General features: G+C 45.1%; 19 protein-coding genes, 2 pseudogenes and 4 riboswitches. Of the genes and pseudogenes, 9 read left to right on the top strand and 12 right to left on the bottom strand.

The window, feature by feature from the left end; translation table 11 throughout:
* Positions 1–58 precede the first annotated feature (58 nt).
* Positions 59–730 (top strand): DUF3298 and DUF4163 domain-containing protein, encoded by a 672-nt coding sequence (locus tag MHB62_RS20235; RefSeq protein ID WP_032722737.1) that lies wholly within the window; start codon positions 59–61, stop codon positions 728–730.
* A 41-nt stretch (positions 731–771) separates the two neighbouring features.
* On the opposite strand, the gene MHB62_RS20230 is transcribed toward MHB62_RS20235, so the two are convergent.
* Positions 772–1,965: a NupC/NupG family nucleoside CNT transporter gene (locus MHB62_RS20230; RefSeq protein ID WP_032722736.1), complete on the bottom strand. Its 1,194-nt coding sequence runs from the start codon at positions 1,963–1,965 to the stop codon at positions 772–774.
* A 127-nt stretch (positions 1,966–2,092) separates the two neighbouring features.
* Positions 2,093–2,194, bottom strand: a riboswitch (purine riboswitch).
* 386 nt (positions 2,195–2,580) lie between these two features.
* Between MHB62_RS20230 and MHB62_RS20225 the strand changes: the two genes are divergently transcribed.
* From MHB62_RS20225 to MHB62_RS20205, 5 genes and pseudogenes are all read left to right on the top strand, one after another.
* Positions 2,581–3,429 (top strand): methyltransferase domain-containing protein, encoded by an 849-nt coding sequence (locus tag MHB62_RS20225; RefSeq protein ID WP_032722735.1) that lies wholly within the window; start codon positions 2,581–2,583, stop codon positions 3,427–3,429.
* Positions 3,430–3,585: 156 nt separating this feature from the next.
* Positions 3,586–5,004: pseudogene (locus MHB62_RS20220) on the top strand (GntP family permease).
* Positions 5,005–5,027: 23 nt separating this feature from the next.
* On the top strand, positions 5,028–5,744 hold the full coding sequence (locus MHB62_RS20215; protein ID WP_014481335.1) for a succinyl-CoA--3-ketoacid CoA transferase subunit A: 717 nt from the start codon (positions 5,028–5,030) through the stop codon (positions 5,742–5,744).
* Entirely contained in the window at positions 5,741–6,391 is a 651-nt protein-coding gene (locus tag MHB62_RS20210) for a succinyl-CoA--3-ketoacid CoA transferase subunit B (RefSeq protein WP_003243049.1), read from the top strand. The genes MHB62_RS20215 and MHB62_RS20210 overlap by 4 nt, the downstream gene beginning before the upstream one ends.
* A gap of 16 nt (positions 6,392–6,407) precedes the next feature.
* Positions 6,408–7,181, top strand: a complete 774-nt coding sequence (locus MHB62_RS20205; protein ID WP_029726181.1) for a 3-hydroxybutyrate dehydrogenase — start codon at positions 6,408–6,410, stop codon at positions 7,179–7,181.
* Positions 7,182–7,233: 52 nt separating this feature from the next.
* Here MHB62_RS20205 and MHB62_RS20200 read toward each other — a convergent pair whose 3' ends face one another.
* The 9 genes from MHB62_RS20200 to MHB62_RS20160 all read right to left on the bottom strand — a co-directional run bounded on the left by MHB62_RS20200 (position 7,234) and on the right by MHB62_RS20160 (position 15,044).
* On the bottom strand, positions 7,234–8,370 hold the full coding sequence (locus MHB62_RS20200; protein WP_032722734.1) for a 5-methyltetrahydropteroyltriglutamate--homocysteine S-methyltransferase: 1,137 nt from the start codon (positions 8,368–8,370) through the stop codon (positions 7,234–7,236).
* Between the two features lie 77 nt (positions 8,371–8,447).
* Positions 8,448–8,554, bottom strand: a riboswitch (SAM riboswitch).
* Positions 8,555–8,622: 68 nt separating this feature from the next.
* Positions 8,623–9,756, bottom strand: a complete 1,134-nt coding sequence (locus MHB62_RS20195) for a 5-methyltetrahydropteroyltriglutamate--homocysteine S-methyltransferase (RefSeq protein ID WP_014481331.1) — start codon at positions 9,754–9,756, stop codon at positions 8,623–8,625.
* Between the two features lie 82 nt (positions 9,757–9,838).
* Positions 9,839–9,945, bottom strand: a riboswitch (SAM riboswitch).
* A gap of 65 nt (positions 9,946–10,010) precedes the next feature.
* Positions 10,011–10,499, bottom strand: coding sequence for an LURP-one-related/scramblase family protein (locus tag MHB62_RS20190; RefSeq protein WP_014481330.1), 489 nt, complete (start codon positions 10,497–10,499; stop codon positions 10,011–10,013).
* A gap of 128 nt (positions 10,500–10,627) precedes the next feature.
* A complete protein-coding gene (locus MHB62_RS20185) occupies positions 10,628–10,891 on the bottom strand; it encodes a hypothetical protein (RefSeq protein WP_072173222.1) in 264 nt (87 codons plus the stop codon).
* A gap of 283 nt (positions 10,892–11,174) precedes the next feature.
* Positions 11,175–11,303, bottom strand: coding sequence for a hypothetical protein (locus MHB62_RS20180; protein ID WP_003227241.1), 129 nt, complete (start codon positions 11,301–11,303; stop codon positions 11,175–11,177).
* A gap of 104 nt (positions 11,304–11,407) precedes the next feature.
* Positions 11,408–12,640, bottom strand: a complete 1,233-nt coding sequence (pepT, locus tag MHB62_RS20175; RefSeq protein ID WP_003244314.1) for a peptidase T — start codon at positions 12,638–12,640, stop codon at positions 11,408–11,410.
* A 49-nt stretch (positions 12,641–12,689) separates the two neighbouring features.
* Positions 12,690–13,346, bottom strand: coding sequence for a two-component system response regulator YxJL (gene yxjL / locus MHB62_RS20170; protein WP_029318626.1), 657 nt, complete (start codon positions 13,344–13,346; stop codon positions 12,690–12,692).
* The gene (gene yxjM, locus MHB62_RS20165; protein ID WP_032722732.1) at positions 13,333–14,553 is read right to left on the bottom strand and encodes a two-component system sensor histidine kinase YxjM; all 1,221 of its coding nucleotides are present in this window, start codon (positions 14,551–14,553) and stop codon (positions 13,333–13,335) included. Before yxjM ends, yxjL begins: the two co-directional genes overlap by 14 nt.
* A gap of 17 nt (positions 14,554–14,570) precedes the next feature.
* Positions 14,571–15,044 carry a DUF1453 family protein gene (locus MHB62_RS20160; RefSeq protein ID WP_032722731.1) on the bottom strand — a complete coding sequence of 158 codons (474 nt, stop codon included), beginning with the start codon at positions 15,042–15,044 and terminating at the stop codon, positions 14,571–14,573.
* A 227-nt stretch (positions 15,045–15,271) separates the two neighbouring features.
* Between MHB62_RS20160 and galE the strand changes: the two genes are divergently transcribed.
* Positions 15,272–16,291 carry a UDP-glucose 4-epimerase GalE gene (gene galE, locus MHB62_RS20155; RefSeq protein ID WP_029318629.1) on the top strand — a complete coding sequence of 340 codons (1,020 nt, stop codon included), beginning with the start codon at positions 15,272–15,274 and terminating at the stop codon, positions 16,289–16,291.
* A 71-nt stretch (positions 16,292–16,362) separates the two neighbouring features.
* On the opposite strand, the gene MHB62_RS20150 is transcribed toward galE, so the two are convergent.
* On the bottom strand, positions 16,363–16,902 hold the full coding sequence (locus tag MHB62_RS20150) for a DUF4352 domain-containing protein (RefSeq protein ID WP_121549361.1): 540 nt from the start codon (positions 16,900–16,902) through the stop codon (positions 16,363–16,365).
* Positions 16,903–17,290: 388 nt separating this feature from the next.
* A riboswitch (guanidine-I (ykkC/yxkD leader) is annotated at positions 17,291–17,393 on the top strand.
* A gap of 76 nt (positions 17,394–17,469) precedes the next feature.
* Here MHB62_RS20150 and MHB62_RS20145 point away from each other — a divergent pair.
* Positions 17,470–18,306, top strand: coding sequence for a YitT family protein (locus tag MHB62_RS20145; protein ID WP_019712849.1), 837 nt, complete (start codon positions 17,470–17,472; stop codon positions 18,304–18,306).
* 41 nt (positions 18,307–18,347) lie between these two features.
* Here MHB62_RS20145 and MHB62_RS20140 read toward each other — a convergent pair.
* Positions 18,348–19,800 (bottom strand): annotated as a pseudogene (locus MHB62_RS20140) (aldehyde dehydrogenase family protein).
* 183 nt (positions 19,801–19,983) lie between these two features.
* Between MHB62_RS20140 and MHB62_RS20135 the strand changes: the two are divergent.
* Positions 19,984–20,877, top strand: a complete 894-nt coding sequence (locus MHB62_RS20135; protein ID WP_019712848.1) for a CdaR family transcriptional regulator — start codon at positions 19,984–19,986, stop codon at positions 20,875–20,877.
* The last annotated feature ends 27 nt before the right edge of the window (positions 20,878–20,904 follow it).

Genomic DNA, 20,904 nt, shown 5'->3' with positions numbered 1-20,904 from the left:
AAGTGTGTATTGCTTAAATAAGGGAATGATAAACAACGACATCAAAGGAGGAGATTGTATGAAATGGAATAAAATGCTGAAAGCCGCGGGGATTGCAGTCTTGCTTTTTTCCGTAGTTGCATATGCGGCCCCATCTTTAAAAGCAGTTCAAGCGAAAACACCGACTGTCAGCACCCATACGTACAAAAAGATCAAGGAGTTAACGTATCCACAAGTGCATCACGTCGGGAATGCCGCGTTTGAAAAGAAAATCAATCAAGAGCTGAAAGTCTACATTGAACAATCGTATCAGGAATATCTGAAAAACAAAAAAGCAGGCGAACAGCAGGGCTTTAAAACGGAATATCAAACATCCTTCAGCGTCAAATACAATGCGGCAGGCAAGCTCAGCATTCAAACACTCAATTATATCTATTCAGGGGGCGCCCACGGTTTAACGTCTGTCCAGTCCTTCAACTATGACTTGAAAGCACAAAAGCGGGTGACGCTGGATCAGATTCTGAACACCAAAACAAAAGTCAGCAAAACGAGAGATTACCTATATAGCTATATCAAAAAACACGATGAGCTGTTTTTCCCTGATGTAAAGAAAGAGGATATAACCCTAAACAAAGACACAATGTTTTACTTTACGGCAAACGGGATCGCCATCGTCTTCGGCCAGTATGACTTGGGGCCTTATGCAGCGGGAATCCGGGATGTGCAGGTGCCAGCCTCTATTTATCAATAATGAAAAGAGCCATATCCGAAAAGGGATATGGCTCAATGTTTCTACCACACAAACAGGCCGACAATCGCAGCACTTAATAAAGATACCGCAATTCCGCTGACGAGCAGCTTCCACACGTTTTTCCCGATGACCGTTGACTTTTCTCCGTCAAGGATCGAATTGTACGTGCCGTAAATCATGCCGACCGTACTGAAGTTTGCAAAGGACGTCAGGAATGTCGTCGCCACCGCAACGGTGTGAGGCGGAAGGGATTTGAGATTGTTTTTCAAGTCAAGCATCGCAACAAACTCGTTCGTTGCTAATTTCATGCCCATCAGCTGAGCAACATACATCGCATCGTGCAGCGGCAATCCAAGCAGGAATGCGAACGGACTGAACAGATAAGCAAAAATCGTCTGGATGGTCAGGCCGTGTACGAAAACGCCAAGAATGCCATTAACTGCTGACGTTAATGCGACATATCCGATCACCATTGCCAAAATAACGATAACCATGTTCATACCGACAAGCATACTGTTAGAAATCGTAGAGAAAAAGTCTTTCTTCTCTTCTTTAGGCGGTGTATAGATGATATCTTCATCCTCCGGCACGTGAACAGGATTCAGCAGGTTTGCGATAATCAGCGCGTTTAAGCAGTTCAAAGGAATGGCTGTAAACACGTATGTCGCAGGCACCATTGACAGATAAGATCCGATAATGGAGCCGCTGATGCTGCTCATGCTCATTAAGCCGAATGTGAGCAGGCGGTTGTTGCTTAAAACCGTTAGCTGCTGGCGGATAACCGCAAGTGCTTCGGTATTTCCAAGAAACATCATTTGAATAGAGAAAAAGCTTTCTAATTTCGGCAAGCGGGAAGCCTTTGAAATCACCCATCCGATTTTATCAATCAGCCAAGGCAAAATGCCGAAATACGTTAAAATATCAAAGAATGTGACGATAAAAATAATTGGAAGAAGCGCACTAAAGAAAAAGTCTACTGTTTCATTCGCCATCACTGACGGAAAGGCAAACGCGATACCGTCACTGGCGCAAGCAATCAGCCAAGTGAAGAAATCACCTATTTTACCGATGGCCCAGCTTCCGACTTTTGTTCCCAGCATAAACCAAGTAATCAGCAATTCCAGAACAATTAACGTCATGATCGGGCGCCACTTGATTTTCTTTTTCTGCGGAGAACATAGGAATACAACTGCCATAATCACAATGAGACCGACAAGGTTTAGTAAAAAGTACATGATAGCAACTCCTATGAGGGTTATTATGGAAACAAAAAAAGCTCTTATCCTTCACAAATTCTGGAAGTGCAGAAAGTGTGAAAAATAAGAGCAAACAGAAAAGAACTTGTCCTTTTCAACTCGTTCAAATTTATTCAAACTTTCTTGTAGTCTAGTTTTTTACGGTTACTAGGTAGAAACAATCAGACCATATTACTGATCATATACAAGAATGTCTTTTTCTAAGATGATAGCAGTATTTTATCCTTTCACTTTTTGAAAATCAACCTTTTTAACTATTTTCACAATAATAAAATTTATATTCTAAAATGAGAAAATAAAGGAAAAACATGCTGGATTGCTATGCTGATATGATGTTGGCGGGATACCAGCATGTCAGTACTGATTTTTCTTCACTATAAGGTTCCAGCTCCTGGATATTTGTTGTATGATGGAAACGGGGAAACCCATACAGCAGAAAGGGAGTTTTTTTCATGATTATCCAATTCATTCGTTATAGATAATGACAGGTGTAGACAAACTGCCAGACCTGGCCAATTTTTGAGATAGGCCTAGGTTTATTTGTCTATGCCTTTTTCATTTAACTAAAAATGAATGAATGGGGTGTTTTTTATCATGAAGCGAACAGTTGATTTCAGCATGTTTCGATGCCCGCTCTGCGATTCTTCTATGGATGCGGCATCAGGGAAAAGCTTGATTTGTACAGAACGAGGACATACATTTGATCTATCTCGGCACGGCTACGTGAACTTTCTGACGAAGCCGGTCAAAACCAGTTACGGTGCCGAGCTTTTTGAAGCGAGGAGCAGGCTGATTGGAGAATGTGGTTTTTTTGACCCGCTCCATGATGCGATTGCAGAACTCATCAGTCATCCCAAATCTGGTCATGAGGCATTCACCATCCTGGACAGCGGTTGCGGTGAGGGTTCTCATTTGAATGCGCTTTGCGGGTTTGATTATGCAGGGAAAGCAGCGATAGGAACCGGCATAGATCTTTCGAAGGATGGGATCTTAAAAGCTTCTAAGGCATTCAAAGATCAGATGTGGGCGGTTGCCGATGTGGCGCGTGCTCCTTTTCATGATCGCCAATTTGATGTTGTGCTGTCTATTTTTTCGCCGTCCAATTATGCAGAGTTTCATAGACTGCTGAAGAATGATGGCATGCTCGTAAAAGTAGTGCCGCGAAGCGATTATTTAATAGAATTAAGGCAATTTTTATATACTGATTCACCAAGGCGCACGTATTCCAATGCGGCAGCTGTTGAGCGTTTTACAGCAAATGCAGCACACAGCCGTCCTGTCAGGCTGCGCTATGTTAAAACGCTTGACCAGCAGGCGATCCACTGGCTTCTCAAGATGACGCCGCTTGCCTGGTCGGCGCCGAAAGATCGAATCAGCCTGCTGAAAGAGATGAAAACAGCCGATATTACGGTTGATGTTGATATCCTAATAGGAATGAAATGAATGGCAGAGGAAAGCTCCGAAAAAAGGGAGCTTTCCTTTTTTAATCGGAATAGTTGGCCCACGCTTCTCGTACATATATGGAAAGGGGACGGAAACAGCCGATGCGGACAGGTTTATGTAAACGCTTTCTAGTTCGCGGAAACGGGGGATGTGTGTGTGGAACTGATCATCATTCTATTGGCGTTAGGTTTGCTGATGTTTACGGCGTATCGGGGATTTTCTGTCATATTGTTTGCGCCGATTTGCGCGTTATTCGCGGTGCTGCTGACAGATCCAAGCCATGTGCTTCCTTTTTTCTCATCAATTTTTATGGAGAAGATGGCGGGTTTTATTAAACTGTATTTCCCAGTGTTTTTGCTCGGTGCCATTTTTGGAAAGGTCGTTGAAATGGCCGGGCTTGCGGCATCAATCGCGAAAACAATTGTCCGGCTTGTCGGGGCAAAAAGAGCGATACTTGCCATTGTGTTGATGGGTGCTGTCTTGACGTACAGCGGTGTCAGCCTGTTTGTTGTCGTATTTGCCGTATATCCTTTTGCGAAAAACATGTTCCAAGAAGCAAACATACCAAAACGCCTCATCCCGGGAACGATTGCTTTAGGGGCTTTTACGTTTACGATGGACGCACTTCCGGGAACGCCGCAAATCCAAAATGTCATTCCGACGTCGTTTTTCAAAACAGACATTTATGCCGCCCCTTGGCTGGGCTTGATGGGCGCAGTGATTGTGCTGGCAGCTGGGATGCTCTATTTGGAATCAAGGCGGAAAAAAGCGCAGGCATCTGGCGAAGGCTATGGCGGTTTTGATTCGCAGAATGCTCCTGCTCCTGAATCGATTGAGTCCGCGGCTGAACTGGACAAAAGCCCGATTCGGCACGCGCTTGCCTTTGTCCCGCTTATTCTCGTCGGTGCAGTGAATAAATATTTCACCATTTACCTGCCAAAGTGGTATCCGAATGGATTTGATTTTTCTTCCATAGGATTAAAGGAGTTCGGCAGGCTTGATATTTCTTCAGCGGCTGCTATTTGGTCGGTGGAGATTGCTTTAGTGATTGGCATCATCACAACGATTTTATTTGATTGGAGAAGTGTGTTTGCCCAAATGAAGGAAGGGCTGAATGAAGGGATCGGCGGCGCCTTGCTGGCATCTATGAATACGGGTGCCGAGTACGGGTTCGGCGGCATTATCGCCGCGCTGCCGGGGTTTCATAAGCTGAGCAGCGGAATTTCACATACTTTTACCGATCCTCTTGTAAATGGCGCCGTTACGACAACTGCGCTGGCGTGAATCACCGGCTCGGCTTCAGGAGGAATGGGCATTGCGTTAAGCGCGATGTCAGAACAATACTTACAGGCGATTCAGGCTTATAATATTCCGCCAGAGGTGATGCATCGGGTCATTTCAATGGCATCAGGCGGGATGGACACACTGCCGCATAATGGCGCTGTTATCACGCTTCTGGCCGTGACGGGTTTGACACACCGGCAATCCTATCGCGATATTTTTGCGATCACGCTCATTAAAACGGCTGCCGTATTTGCTGTGATCGCGATTTACAGCCTGACTGGTCTAGTGTAGAAGAAAACGAAAGGGGCATCAATATGGGAAAAGTGCTGTCATCAAGCAAGGAAGCTGCGAAACTGATTCATGATGGGGATACGCTGATCGCGGGAGGATTTGGGCTGTGCGGCATCCCTGAACAGCTTATTTTGTCTATAAGAGATCAGGGAGTAAAGGATTTAACCGTTGTCAGCAATAACTGCGGAGTCGATGACTGGGGGCTTGGTTTGCTTCTGGCTAACAAGCAAATCAAGAAAATGATCGCTTCCTATGTCGGTGAAAATAAAATTTTTGAGCGGCAGTTTTTAAGCGGAGAGCTTGAGGTCGAGCTTGTTCCCCAAGGAACGCTCGCTGAGAGAATTCGTGCAGGCGGTGCAGGCATACCGGGATTTTATACGGCGACAGGCGTCGGCACCTCCATAGCCGAGGGAAAAGAACATAAAACATTCGGCGGCCGGACTTATGTGCTGGAGCGAGGCATTACCGGCGATGTGGCGATCGTCAAAGCGTGGAAAGCGGACACCATGGGCAATTTGGTTTTTAGGAAAACGGCGAGAAATTTCAATCCCATTGCCGCCATGGCAGGCAAGATCACGATTGCCGAGGCGGAAGAAATCGTGGAAGCAGGAGAGCTCGATCCAGATCACATCCATACGCCGGGAATTTACGTACAGCATGTCGTGCTTGGCGCGAGCCAAGAAAAACGGATTGAAAAACGAACAGTTCAGCAAGCATCGGGAAAGGGTGAGGCCAAGTGAAGGAAGCGAGAAAACGAATGGTCAAACGGGCTGTACAAGAAATCAAGGACGGCATGAATGTGAATCTCGGGATTGGCATGCCGACGCTTGTCGCAAATGAGATACCCGATGGCGTTCACGTCATGCTTCAGTCGGAAAACGGCTTGCTCGGAATTGGCCCCTATCCTCTGGAAGGAACGGAAGACGCGGATTTGATCAATGCGGGAAAGGAAACGATCACTGAAGTGACCGGCGCCTCTTATTTTGACAGCGCTGAGTCATTCGCGATGATAAGAGGCGGGCATATCGATTTGGCTATTCTCGGCGGAATGGAGGTTTCGGAGCAGGGGGATTTGGCCAATTGGATGATCCCGGGCAAAATGGTAAAAGGGATGGGCGGCGCCATGGATCTCGTCAACGGGGCGAAACGAATCGTTGTCATCATGGAGCACGTCAATAAGCATGGTGAATCAAAGGTGAAAAAAACATGCTCCCTTCCGCTGACAGGCCAGAAAGTCGTGCACAGGCTGATTACGGATTTGGCTGTATTTGATTTTGTGAACGGCCGCATGACACTGACGGAGCTTCAGGATGGTGTCACAATTGAAGAGGTTTATGAAAAAACAGAAGCTGATTTCGCTGTAAGCCAGTCTGTACTCAATTCTTAATGGGAAGGTGTTTGACATGAGAAAACAAGTCGCCTTGGTGACAGGGGCTGCCGGCGGAATCGGATTCGAAATGGCAAGAGAATTCGCCCGTGAAGGCGCTAGCGTCATCGTTTCAGACCTCCGTCCGGAAGCATGTGAAAAAGCAGTCTCCAAGCTTGCAGAAGAAGGCTTTGACGCGGCGGCCATTCCGTATGATGTGACAAAGGAAGCGCAAGTTGCTGATACGGTGAACGTCATTCAAAAACAATACGGCCGCTTGGATATTCTGGTGAACAATGCCGGTATTCAGCACGTCGCTCCGATTGAAGAGTTTCCGACAGACACCTTTGAACAGCTGATCAAGGTCATGCTGACGGCCCCCTTTATTGCAATGAAGCATGTTTTTCCGATCATGAAAAAACAGCAGTTTGGCAGAATCATTAATATCGCGTCTGTTAATGGATTAGTCGGCTTTGCAGGGAAATCCGCTTATAATAGCGCCAAGCACGGCGTCATTGGACTCACAAAAGTAGGAGCGCTGGAAGGCGCGCCCCACGGCATAACAGTCAATGCGCTCTGTCCGGGTTATGTCGATACCCAGCTTGTACGCAATCAGCTTAGCGATCTATCGAAAACTAGAAATGTCCCTTACGACTCTGTACTTGAACAAGTCATTTTTCCGCTTGTGCCGCAAAAGCGACTGCTTTCCGTCAAGGAAATTGCGGATTATGCCGTGTTTTTGGCAAGCGAGAAGGCGAAGGGCGTCACTGGGCAGGCTGTCGTCCTTGATGGGGGCTACACCGCACAATGACATAAAAAACACACTTGCTCCGCTAGGGAATCAAGTGTGTTTTTTTCTTTGCTTATTTCCAAACATCATTAGCGATCTCAACCACATGGCGGAGCTTCGCCCATTGCTGTTCTTCAGTCAGCTTGTTGCCTTCCTCAGTTGAAGCAAATCCGCATTGAGGGCTGAGGCAAAGCTGGTCTAAGCTTACATAACGGGATGCTTCTTCGATACGGCGTTTCACGTCATCCGGATTTTCAAGCTCACCGAATTTAGATGTCACTAAGCCAAGAACAAGCTGAAGATCAGACCGTTTTACATAACGGAGCGGCTCAAATCCGCCTGAGCGTGAATCATCATACTCTAAGAAAAGTCCGTCAAGATTCAAGCCGTCAAAAATGGTTTCGGCTGCTGCGTCATAGCCGCCTTCCGCTGTCCAAGTGGACTGGAAGTTGCCGCGGCAAATATGCATGGTTACCGTCAAGTCATCAGGGCGGTCTGCAATCGCGTCGTTAATGGATTTCGCAAACAGCTGGCGAAGCTCGTCAGGCGTTGTTCCGAACGCTTCGATTTGTTTTAAGCCTTTTTCAGATAAGAAAACGGCCCACGCTGTATCATCAAGCTGGAGGTAGCGGCAGCCTCTGTCATAAAACGCTTGAATCGCTTTTTTATATGCTTTGGATACATCATGCTGGAAAAGGTGATAATCTTTTTTATACGTATCCTTTTCCAGTTTTCCGCGGAAAAACAGCATATTCGGGCTTGGAATCGTCATCTTTGGCGTCGCGTCACCGGCAATGCTATGGAGAAATGAATAATCTTCAAGCATTGGGTGAGTTGAAAAGTCGATATCGCCTGTGACTTTAATGCCGCGTGCTTTTGTTTGTACGTTATGGAATTGAATGCCTTGCTCAGGAGTAAACGGCTCAACGCCATCCAGGTTCTCCAGGAAATCAAAGTGCCACCATGCTCTGCGAAATTCACCGTCTGTCACGACGTTCAGGCCGGTTTCCTTCTGTTTTTCCACAATGCGGATGATTTCATCGTTTTCAATTTGGCGAAGCTGCTCAGCGGTCATATCGCCGGCCGCTTTTTGCAGCCGCGCTTTTTTGACGGGCTCAGATCTTAGCAGGCTTCCGACTTGATCCGCGCGAAACGGCGGTTTTTTTCTTTGAAGTGATTTTTGTTCTGCGGGTGTTGTTTGTTGTGACATGTTGTCCATTCCTTCTTTCCATTCAAATGTAAAAAAGCTCTTCCTTTGGATAAGGAAGAGCTTGCGTGACAATCTCAACCTTATCTTCAAGAGCAATCATTGCTCTAAAGGATTTAGCACCATTCTGTTAAACAGCGGTTGCCGGGTATCGCAGGGCCAGTCCCTCCACCTCTCTTGATAAGGAAAACCTTTTTATGAAATTTTCTGATAGTATCTATTATTCACACATTTTCTATTTCTGTCAATGATAGATTATCTCCACACATCGTTGGCAATGTCGATGACATGGCGAAGCTTTGCCCATTGCTGCTCCTCTGTCAGAAGGTTGCCTTCTTCTGTAGAGGCGAAACCGCACTGCGGGCTCAGGCATAGCTGGTCCAAGCTGACAAAACGCGCGGCTTCATTGATACGGCGTTTCACATCCTCAGGATTTTCAAGCTCGCCGTATTTCGATGTGATCAAGCCGAGCACAATTTGCAGATCCTTGCGCTTCACAAAACGGAGCGGATCAAAGTTTCCGGAGCGGTCATCATCGTATTCCAAGAAAAGGCCGTCAAGGTTTAAGCCGTCCAAAATCGTTTCCGCTACAGCGTCGTACCCTCCTGATGCCGCCCAGGTTGAGCGGAAGTTGCCGCGGCAAATGTGCATTGTGATCGTTAAATCGTCAGGCCGGTCTGCGACGGCATCGTTAATTGTTTTGGCAAATATGGCTGGCAATGTTTCTGGATCGCCGCCGAGCGCCCGGACAACCTCTCTGCCTTTTTCCTCAAAGAAGAGAGACCATGACGTATCATCGAGCTGGAGATAACGGCAGCCAGCATCATAGAAGGCTTTGATTGCTTTTTTGTACGCTTGGGCCAGATCATGAAAGTATTCCTCTTGATCGTCATAAATCCCTTTATCCGCCTTTTCGCCAAAAAACAGCATATTTGGGCTGGGAATGGTCAATTTTGGCGTCGCGTTACCAGCAATCTCATGTAAAAATTGATAATCAGCAAGCGCTGGGTGGCTCGTAAAATCGAGTTTTCCCGTCACTTTGATGCTGCGCGCTTTCGTTTTTGTGTTATGGAACTGAATTCCCTCAGCCGGGATGAACGGTTCCACACCGTCAAGCCCTTCCAGGAAGTCATAATGCCACCAGGAACGTCGGAATTCCCCGTCTGTTACCACATCGAGACCGATTTCTTTTTGTTTTTCCACGATGCGGGTGATCTCTTGATTTTCGATATCACGAAGCTGTTCCGCTGTCATCTCACCAGCCGCTTTTTTTTGCCGGGATTCCTTCACCGGAACGGAACGAAGCAAACTGCCGACATGATCGGCGCGGAAAGGTGCTTTGCGTTGTTTTTCTGTTTTTTGTCCTGCAACATTCGTTTGTTGAGCCATGTTATTCGCCTCTTTTCTGAAATATTGAGCATGTAAAAAGCTCTTCCTTTGTGTAAGGAAGAGCTTGAACGATCAAATCTCCGCCTCATCTGCAAGAACGCAATGTTCTTAAGGATTTAGCACCATTCTGTTTGAAACAGCGGTTGCCGGGTATCATAGGGCCAGTCCCTCCACCTCTCTTGATAAGGTACAACTTCATATTCAGATTTCAATTATCTTAATATTATTACTTTTGGATCAATTGTCAATGCTTTTTAGAAAATACTTTCATCTTCATCGTTATATAAAACCATATCAAGCACGATAGCGATGGCAGTGCAAATCAGAACATCTCCCTCGTTTGCAATCTGCAAGTGATAGGAATCACCCCAACTGAGCCACTTTTTGCTCACTGACATCCGGACATTTTCCCCGTCCGTCAGCTGGAATTCATCCCTCCATAAATCACCATCGATTTCCCAGTTAAGCCCGGAAATCACAAATTTCGGTTTGAAAAACGTTACTTTCTTCGTTACCTCACAAACTGTTTTCCCGCCAATTGAAATCTCATAGCGCGGCAATAAAGACATTAGTTTTTGTTCTATGGAAACGAGCGTTTTCCCAGATGAGTCTGTCATTTGTAATGAGTCTCCTAACGAGAAAAAACGCCCCTCCACCTTGAATGTTTCTTGTTCATCCCGGTCATAAATGTGAAATGCATCTTTAAATGAGAACATTTTTTGTTTCATAAATAACTCGATCATTGCTGAAGTCTCCTTTGGGTTTGCCTTGTATGAAATTACGGATAGGTGGCGAAAAGGTTTCAGGCTCTAAATCAAACCAATTTTAAAAGGCTGCGTGATTCAGCAGCCTTTTCGTTTGAAATATAGAATTAGGAAAGATGCATCCGGCGTTTTTGGCGGATGGCGTCAAGGTCGATTAGGTTGTTGTGATGAGGTGCGGCTGCTGGCAGAGGGCTTGTCTTTTGCGGTTTGCGGCGATTGTCCTTGCTGAAAGAAAAAAGAAGATAGCCGCATAATGCGATGATAATAAATAGGATCATATTACATACCTCCCAAAAAAAGTTTTGGTACTCTCTATTGTACGGATAAAAAGTCAAAAAGTATTCAAAAAATTCTAAATCAATAAATAACAAGAAACTGTCCCTCTAAAACAGTATAACCTGATGACCTGAAAATAGTCTTGAATCACGCTGTTTGCTCTTGTTGATGATTGGTTCTATAGTTACTATCGACGATAAAATAAATTCCTTTATATAACTTTTAACCTAAGTTTTCGTAATTCAAATCGCCTGTTTTTGGGTGCTGTTTTCTTGCTTGTTTGGTTTATACCCTATTTTGCGGAATTGAACACAAAAAACCCAAATTTCGGAGCATTTGGGCGGTACGGGTGAATTGAATTTTGGGGATTTGAATGTTTTATTTGAAGAAGCGTTTGAACATTTTTCTGATTTTTTGAAATGGGCTGGATTTCTTTTGCATGTTAAGCGGCCTGGAAATGATCCATTTTTTCAAGAGACTCTTTGCAGCGATTGCATGTTTTGTCATTGTTTTTCCTCCTCATTTGTTGATACTTGTTTTACGGAGGACGTGTTTAAAATGTTTCATTTTCACACAAAAAAGCCAGTCCTTTTTTGGACTGGCTTTTGGCATTATGCTTGCGCTTCAAACTGCTTTGCAATCTCAACGATGACATTTACGGCTTTGACCATGTTATCAACTGAGATGTATTCAAATTTGCCGTGGAAGTTTTCCCCGCCTGTAAAGATGTTTGGCGTCGGAAGCCCCATGTAGGACAGCTGTGATCCGTCGGTGCCGCCGCGGATGGGGGAAATCTTCGGTTCGATGCCGAGGTTTTCCATCGCTTGCTTGGCAATGTTGACGATTTCGATGACAGGTTCAATTTTCTCTCTCATGTTGTAGTATTGGTCGTTCATATCCAGCAGAATCCGGTCTTGCCCGTATTCGTTTTGAAGTTCTTCAACGGCACGCTTCATTGTTTCTTTTCTGTTTTGGAAATTCTCTTTGTCAAAGTCTCTGATAATGTAGTGGAGCTTTGTTTCCTCTACGTCTCCTTGAATCGACAGCAGGTGGTAGAATCCTTCATAACCTTCCGTATATTCAGGCGCTTCGTCTGCCGGCAGCAGGCTGTTCAGCTTCATCGCGATTTTCGCAGAGTTGATCATTTTTCCTTTAGCTGTTCCGGGATGTACGTTGTTGCCTTTAATCGTAATTTTTGCGGCAGCGGCATTGAAGCTTTCATATTCAAGCTCGCCGAGCGGCCCGCCGTCAACCGTGTAGGCAAAGGAAGCATTGAACCGTTTCACATCAAATTTGTGCGGCCCTCTTCCGATTTCTTCATCAGGCGTAAAGGCGACTCTGATTGTGCCGTGCTTGATTTCAGGGTGTTTGATGAGGTAATCCATGGCTGTCATGATTTCAGCGATACCGGCCTTATTGTCTGCGCCGAGAAGGGTGGTGCCGTCTGTGGTGATGAGTGTATGGCCCTTATAGCCAGACAGCTCAGGGAATTGATCAGGTGACAGGGTGACCTGCAGCTGTTCGTTAAGAACAATGTCTTTTCCATCATAGCTTTCGATGATTTGCGGATTCACGTTTTTGCCGGTAAAGTCTGTAGCGGTGTCGACGTGAGCGAGAAAGCCGATTGTCGGCACGTCTTTTTCAGTATTGGAGGGAAGAGTTGCCATGACATAGCCGTTTTCATCAATGGCTGCATCCTGCATGCCGATGGACTTCAATTCATCAACGAGCATGTTTCCTAATGTCAATTGGCCGGGTGTGGAAGGACACGTGTCAACGGATTCATCGGACTGTGTGTCGACTTTTACATATGTAGTAAACCGTTCAATGATTTCTTCTTTCATTTCCAATCATCTCCTTTGTCTTATTTTAGCATGACGGGATGAGAGATTTCTATTGCACAATACCGTTTCGAATGGCAAATACGACTGCCTGTGTCCGGTCTTGGGCATTGCATTTTTGCAGGATGCGGTGCACGTGGGTTTTCACAGTGCTTTCACTGACGAAAAGCTTTTCAGCAATATCCTCATTTCTCAGTCCGTAGGCCATTTGCTGAAGAACCTCAAGCTCTCTTTTGGTGAACGGCTCTGCCAGTTCTTCGGCATGAGTTTGCTGTTTCGCCCGAAATGTCTCACTGATGATTTTAGCAGCTGTGACTGTACGGAAAATCGCCTCGCCTCTCGCCGCAGCGCGAATCGCATCTATCAACTCTTCAGGAAGTGTATCCTTCAGCAGATAGCCGACTGCGCCCGCACGGATGCCTTCAAATACGTATTCTTCCGTGTCAAAGGTGGTTAAAATGACTATCTTTGTATCTGGAAGTGCGGACATAATGTCTTTCGCCGCTTCGATGCCTGAGCAATGCGGCATCTGGACATCCATGAGGATGACATCGGGTTTTGTTTGTTTTGCGAGTGCTATAATATCGTGACCGTCGCCGGCCTCACCAAAAACCGTCATATCCGTCTGTGCGTTGATGACGTAGCGGAAGCCTTCACGCACAAGCGGCTGATCATCGGCAAGCGCTACGCGTATTTTATCTTTGTTCATCTTTTTGCTCCTTATTCGTTGTCGTGAGCGGCAATGACAGCTCAACTTTCAGGCCGCTCGGCTGTACGGCACTGAAAGTAAGGGAACCGCCTGCTTTTTCTGCGCGCTCTTTCATTCCTGTCAGGCCAAATCCATAAGTAAGGCTGCCGGTGAATTGTCCGTCGTCGGTGATTGTGATATAGAGATGGGACTTGTCGTTAGAAATGACGGCCGCCGCATGGGAAGCGTCAGCGTGACGAATGATATTGGTCAGCGCTTCCTGCAAGATGCGGTAGATCGTTTCGCTCACGTTTGGAGGCCAAGACTCTTCTGACAGTCCGGCAGTATCTAAAGAAACGTGCAAGCCGCTCCGTTCCTCCACTTGATGAATGAGCCCCCGCAAAGCGGTAAGCCCCACCATCGATTCACTACGGCCCATTTGGTGAACGACAGACCGTACTTCTTGAAGACATTCCCTGGCGACACTCAGTACATTTTGAATGACTTTTTCTGAATCCTCCTTGCTGCTTTTAAGGATATAGGGAAGGGATTGAAGCTGAACAATCACAGAAGTCAGCTCGTGACCGATGCTGTCATGAATGTCGCGGGCAATTCTTGTACGTTCCTCAAGGACCGCGTACCTTAATGAAAGAACAGAAGCCTCCTGCAGCTCTGCATGCGCTTTCTGGAGTTCTTTATGAGCATGTTCCAGCTGCACATGCATTTTTGCCAATTCAGCATGATTCCGTTCAGCCTCCCTTCTCGCTTCTCGTCTGAAACGCATGGAGGAGAAGAGGACGTACAGCCCGAGCATGATCGAGATGTTGCTAATGATGGTATTCAAGCTTCCCCCTTGTGAGGATAGGAGTAATATGTTGCCTCCAATTAAACATGCTGTGAAGATCAAGGATAGCCGTGAAGGGAGTCTAAAGGCGGCATATATCATTAAAAATACAATCAAAAAATAGGCGGCACTCTGCTCTTGGCCGGAAACAGCCCAAAAGAAATCGGTCAGGAGCCAAAGTCCGATGAATATGCTCAAACTAACAGCAGCGGATGCCACATAGGGAATGATCCAAATGAATGCTAAGTATACCGCAAATACAAATGCTAACAAAATGGGATCAGCCTTAGTTGGATGAGATAAAAATTGTATGCAATTCAAAATGAGAATAAGGCTCGGCACAAGCTTCTTGTAGTAATGCCGAGCCGGAGATTGTCCGTTCATGCTGGTCCTTCTTTCGGTTATTGAATGGATACTTTGCCGGCGGTCAGCCGTCTGTATGCTTTGTAAAGCATGATGTTACGGGCTGTAATGGTGCCTAGGGGAACGAAGAACATAGAATGAATAATGGCAATAAACATCTCGTTGCTCTCAGGCAGCCATGTTCTCGCGGCTATGCGCAAAGAAAGTATCACTAGAATGAGGATAACACTCCCAAGTGAGCCGCGTGAAGTGACCTTTCCTGTTTCCGGGTGAATCCGCACATTTACCATCTTCCCAATGCCAAACCCGCAGGCCAGCCCGATCAGTAATAAAATGCCGCTGATCGCCACATGTAATACGGAATGAAAATACGCCGGCTGAAACGATGCTGATACGCCCCATAAGAGCAGCAGCGGAATGATCAGCAACTTCCCGGGCTTTACCGTTCTTTCTCGATACATCGATAAAATAATAAGAATCAATACAATAAAAATATAAGGGCTCATCGCCATGTCATCAAATCCTTTCTGCATTAAGCATAGCGAAAATAGGAAAGAAAAACGTCAACCGGCAGATTGATTTTTCAGCTGCTATACTTGTTCACGCTGCATAAAGGTATGAAAATGCTGATAATATATGAAAAAACTATTAATAAACGATTAAACTTCTTAAAAATGGATGTGGACCGGTTTTAAACACTATATAATGAAAACAGGTCATTTTTTAGGAGGGTTACATCATGGCAATACTTGTTACTGGCGGGGCCGGGTACATTGGCAGCCACACATGTGTTGAATTATTGAACAGCGGATACGAGATTGTTGTTCTTGATAATCTGTCCAACAGTTCGGCTGAGGCGCTGAACCGTGTCAAGGAGATTACGGGAAAAGATTTAACGTTCTACGAAGCAGATTTATTGGACCGGGAAGCGGTAGATTCCGTTTTTGCGGAAAATGAAATCGAAGCTGTGATTCATTTTGCGGGGTTAAAAGCAGTCGGTGAATCTGTGGCGATTCCGCTCAAATATTATCATAACAATCTGACAGGAACGTTTATTTTATGCGAGGCCATGGAGAAATACGGCGTTAAGAAAATCGTATTCAGTTCATCTGCGACAGTGTACGGCGTTCCGGAAACATCGCCGATTACGGAGGACTTTCCATTAGGTGCGACAAATCCTTATGGGCAGACGAAGCTCATGCTTGAACAAATATTGCGTGATTTGCATACAGCCGACAATGAGTGGAGCGTTGCGCTGCTTCGTTACTTTAACCCGTTCGGCGCGCATCCAAGCGGACGGATCGGTGAAGACCCGAACGGAATCCCAAATAACCTTATGCCGTATGTGGCACAGGTAGCAGTCGGGAAGCTCGAGCAATTAAACGTATTCGGAAATGACTATCCGACAAAAGACGGGACAGGCGTACGCGATTATATTCACGTCGTTGATCTCGCAGAAGGACACGTCAAGGCGCTGGAAAAAGTATTGAACTCTACAGGAGCCGATGCATACAACCTTGGAACAGGCACAGGCTACAGCGTGCTTGAAATGGTCAAAGCCTTTGAAAAAGTGTCAGGGAAAGAGGTTCCGTACCGTTTTGCGGACCGCCGTCCGGGAGACATCGCCACATGCTTTGCAGATCCTGCGAAAGCCAAGCGGGAACTGGGCTGGGAAGCGAAACGCGGCCTTGAGGAAATGTGTGCTGATTCCTGGAGATGGCAGTCTTCTAATGTGAATGGGTATAAGAGTGCGGAATAAGAATGGAGGCCTTCTCAATAGAGAAGGCCTTTAAAGAACAAGGGTGCCTGAACAGGCACCCTTTTTAGCTGTTATTTGATTTTCACAATAACATCATTACTGAATTTTAGTTTCCAAGTGCCTTTTGCATAAGCTTCCTTGTCAACTTCAAATGCTTTTACACCTGTTACTTTAATATTAGGATTTAGATCACTCAAAATTTTAGAGTTATCAACTTTTGTCTCAGTTGCATAGTTTACAGAAGCATCAATATCAGAATCATAAGAAGTACCATCAGCATCAACTAATTTAACAGTTGGAATTGAAAAAGAGCTAATCGGTTTTTTAGATACGTTTTTAATTGTATATTGAACAGCTACAATAGTACCTCCCTCAGATGCTTTCTTTTCAACATATTGAGTACCGACAGTATCTCTGTCCTCTACCTTCGTAACTGTCACTTCAGTTTTTTCAGTTTTTACAGTATCACCGATATTGTATGTTTTTTCAGTTTCTGCTTTGCTGCTGCTTGATGTTTTGGAAGTGGCTTCTGAACCGCCTCCGCCAATCATATTACCGATAATAATGATGACAACAACTGCGAGAATAAACGTAATGATTTTATGTCGCATAAAAAAGTTACGTTGATCCTTACCGCAGTTAGGACATTTTTTTACACCCTTTGCAATTTCTTGACCGCAAGCTTTACAGGGTACTAGTTTTCCTGCCATTATATTTCCTCCTATGTAATAAAATGTACGAAACATATGTACTATAATGCCTATATTATTTCACTTAGTCAATATAAAATTATGAATTTCTCATAATTATTATCATTTATAGTTAAATTTACTTGTAAAATATATGCTTTTTTTCTTATCGGTTATATCTGTTCTTTTTTAATAGATAAATCATTTTTTCTTCCAGCTTATCTGATGAAAACTCCGCAAATACCCCTTGAACCAATTCGAACCGTCCCTTATAATGCTAATATTGGAAAGTGAAAAGGATATGATAAAAACAGTGGTTTTCTAGGGTTCCGCAATGCAAATTGGACTGTGACCGAGAGAAAACACATAGCAGCTTGGCTGTTATGACACGGTGGGATAAAAGCCCAGGAGTTTCTGCTCTTTTTCGAGAGCGTTCTCCTGGGTTTTTTTATTTGCTAGAACAGAACAATGAGAAGGAGTGTTTTCGTGATGAAAAAGAGAATGTTGGATGTACTTATGCTTGTGATTGGCGCTTTTTTCTTCGCGCTTGCGGTTAATTTATTTGCGATTCCCAATGATCTTGGGGAAGGCGGAGTCACTGGGATTACGCTGATATTGTATTATCTGTTTCAATGGTCTCCTGGTGTCACGAACTTTATCTTAAATGCGTTTTTGCTTTTAATCGGCTACAAGTTTCTGGATGGAAAAACAACGGTTTATACGATCATTGCGGTTGCGGCAAATTCGCTTTTTCTTCATCTGACACATGGGTGGAGCATTCCGTCTGATGAATTGATCATTAATGCGATTTTCGCAGGTGTATTTGCGGGAGTCGGGATCGGCATGATTATCCGGGTCGGCGGGACGACAGCCGGTTCCGCAATTTTGGCCAGAATTGCTAATAAATATTTAGACTGGAATATCAGCTATGCACTCTTGTTTTTTGATTTAATCGTAGTATTCAGCTCTTATTTTATTATTGGTGCAGAAAAAATGATGTTTACGATCGTGATGCTGTATATCGGTACCAAAGTGATGGACTTCATTATTGAAGGTTTGAATACGAAAAAAGCCATTACGGTCATTTCAGAAAATAAGAGTGAGATTGCAGAGCAGGTAAATACCTTGATGGATCGGGGCGTGACGATTTTATCAGGGAAGGGAAATTATACGGGCCAGTCAAAAGAGATTTTGTATATCGTCATTAACAAACAGGAGCTGTCTATGCTGAAAAAAATCATTAGAAGCTGCGACAAAAAAGCGTTTGTGATCGTACATGACGTACGCGATGTGTTTGGCGAAGGGTTTGTGGATATATCTAAATAAAGAAAAATCCCTCTGTACTTGAAACAGAGGGATTTTTTCATTTAGAACGGATATTTGCGGTATTGCTTCTGTATCGAAATCCATTTCGTCACGGTAAATTCCTCGACGACCCACGGATTGCCGAAACGGCCGACACCGCTTGCTTTGTTTCCGCCAAAGGCAATATTCGGCGAATCATTGACGGACTGGTCGTTGACATGTGCCGCTGTCAATTTGCAGGGCGAACTTTTCGCCTTTTTCTAAATCAGAAGTGAAAACCGCAGAGCTGAGGCCGTATTCAGTATCATTTGCCATGTCAATCGCTTCCTGGTCGCTGCCAGCTTTAATAATGGTTGCGATTGGGGCAAACAGCTCCGTTTGGGCAATTTTGCTGTTGTTGTCCGCACCGACAAAGACGTACGGCGTCAGCACGTTTCCGACGCGTTTTCCTTCAACCGCAAGCTCAATGCCGTCTGTCTTTGCCTGCTCAATGATCTCCAGTGCTTTCTTGATTTGGCGCTCGTTGATCAGCGGGCCGACAACGGTTTTCGGATCGGTTTGATCGCCGTACGGAAGCTGTTTGACACGGGCGGTGAATTTTTCTACAAACTCATCGTATACATCTTGATGAACGATGATCCTGTTGATAATCATACAGATTTGTCCCTGGTGAATAAATTTTCCGAAAATCGCGGCATCCACAGCACGATCGACATCCGCATCTGAAAGAACGGCAAATGGATTGTTGCCGCCGAGCTCAAGTGCCATTCGTTTGAAGGCGCGACCGGCGATTTCACCGATGTGGCGCCCGACTGCTGTTGACCCTGTAAAGCTGATTAATCTCGGGATTGGATTGGTGAGCATGCCGTCCCCGATTTCCTTTACATCCGTCAGCATGACGTTAAGGACACCGGCAGGAAGACCGGCGTGTTCAAACGCTTTCGCAATGATGGTCCCGCCGGAAATAGCAGTTTGGATATCAGGCTTGTGAACAACGCTGTTACCCAGCGCAATTGCGGGCGCAATGGATCTCATGGATAGATTCATTGGGAAATTAAATGGAGAAATCGATGAAATGACACCTAGCGGAAGGCGGTAAATCTTATTGGTTTTCCCTTCAATGTCGGATGGCACCTCTTTGACGCCGCCTAATTCACCAGTATACGTCATGGCTTCATCTAAAATCGCAATCGTTTGTTCCAGCTCGATTGTTGATTTAATGATCGTTCCGCCAGTTTCGCGGGCGATCATCATAATGATGTCATCACGGTTTTCGTGTAAATAGCCGCGCGCTTTTTGCAGCACGGCTTTTCGGTCTTCCGTCGTGCTCTTGGCCCACTCTTTTTGGGCTTTCTGTGCAATGTCAAACGCATCCTCAAGCTGTTTGCCCGTTGCCAAAGATGCTGTTGTGATCACAGACTGGTCATACGGATTCAAAATGTCCTCCGTACGTCCGCTTTCTCCCCCAGTCCATTTTCCGTTGATAAAACTTTTGTTTAACGTTTCGAAACTCATAAGATGACCCTCCTTTGGTCCTGCATGTCTTCTTCTATTTCCGCTGAAGCCAATATGTAAACGAATGAGGTTTCCCTTTCAGTTTCTCGTCTATCTATACCGGATATACTCTTTTTTAGTGGAGAACATGTGTGTTTCGCCTTATACTGAATATACAGATCCTTACATAAGAGAGGAGACTCTATGAAATCGCTGCTGGCTATTTATCCCGGTTCGATTGTGTCTGAGGAGCTTTGCATAAGGGAAGGCTGTCTATGTTTTTTTGATGAGAGCAATCAGAGATATATCTCCATTCCGAAAACAGAGATCAGTGAAAAAGAAGTATTGGTGCTGCAGGCATTTTTGACGCCTGCGGATGAGGGCAATCAAATGTCTATGAAATCACCTGAGGAAAACAAGTGGTTTTCGTTCCTTTTTTCCAGAGGGGAATTGCCGGCGTACATAAAGAAACGGACGAGATTTGTTCACTTTCATTTGTTCGGCAAAATAGAAAGGACGTCCTTTACGGAAGCGGTTCGCCATTTTTGGCCGGTGTCTTTTGTGATTGTGTGGATCCATGAGGACAGAGGCGTGATTGTCGAGCAGGAAAGTGAAGCGGCGGCGGAGAAGGGCGAACTGGAATCGCTCGCAAAGGTTCTTGAAAGTGATTTCTACTTCAGTGTCCGTTTTTACGCCGGAAGATTTTACGAGCCGGATGAGTGTCTGCGAAAACATTACGCTCGTGAACAGGCGTATTTCCTGTTTGCTGAAAAACGGCTGCCTCAGGTGCAGAGTGTGACCTTTGAGATGATCTTTCCTTTTCTATTATTAGAAACAGAAAAAGAAAAACTGGAAACGCTGCTCTCTGAAGAAGCTGAGCTTTTATTTGGAAGTGAAGCTGAGCTAAGGAAGACCATTAAGCTGTTTATTGAAAACAACTCAAACGTCACATTAACAGCGAAAAAGCTGCATCTGCATCGCAACAGCCTGCAATATCGGATTGATAAATTTATTGAGCGGTCAGGGATAGATATCAAATCGTACAAAGGCGCGCTTCTTGCCTATTTTATCTGCCTGCAAAATGAAAGTTCAGAATAAATTGGAAATATGCACGAAAAATGGCTG

The sequence above is a fragment of the Bacillus sp. FSL K6-0255 genome (assembly GCF_045040725.1).
In the GTDB taxonomy this organism is placed as follows: Bacteria; Bacillota; Bacilli; order Bacillales; family Bacillaceae; genus Bacillus; species Bacillus subtilis.
Note: the sequence above shows the minus strand (reverse complement) of the source record. Positions and strands in the feature narration are given on the sequence as shown.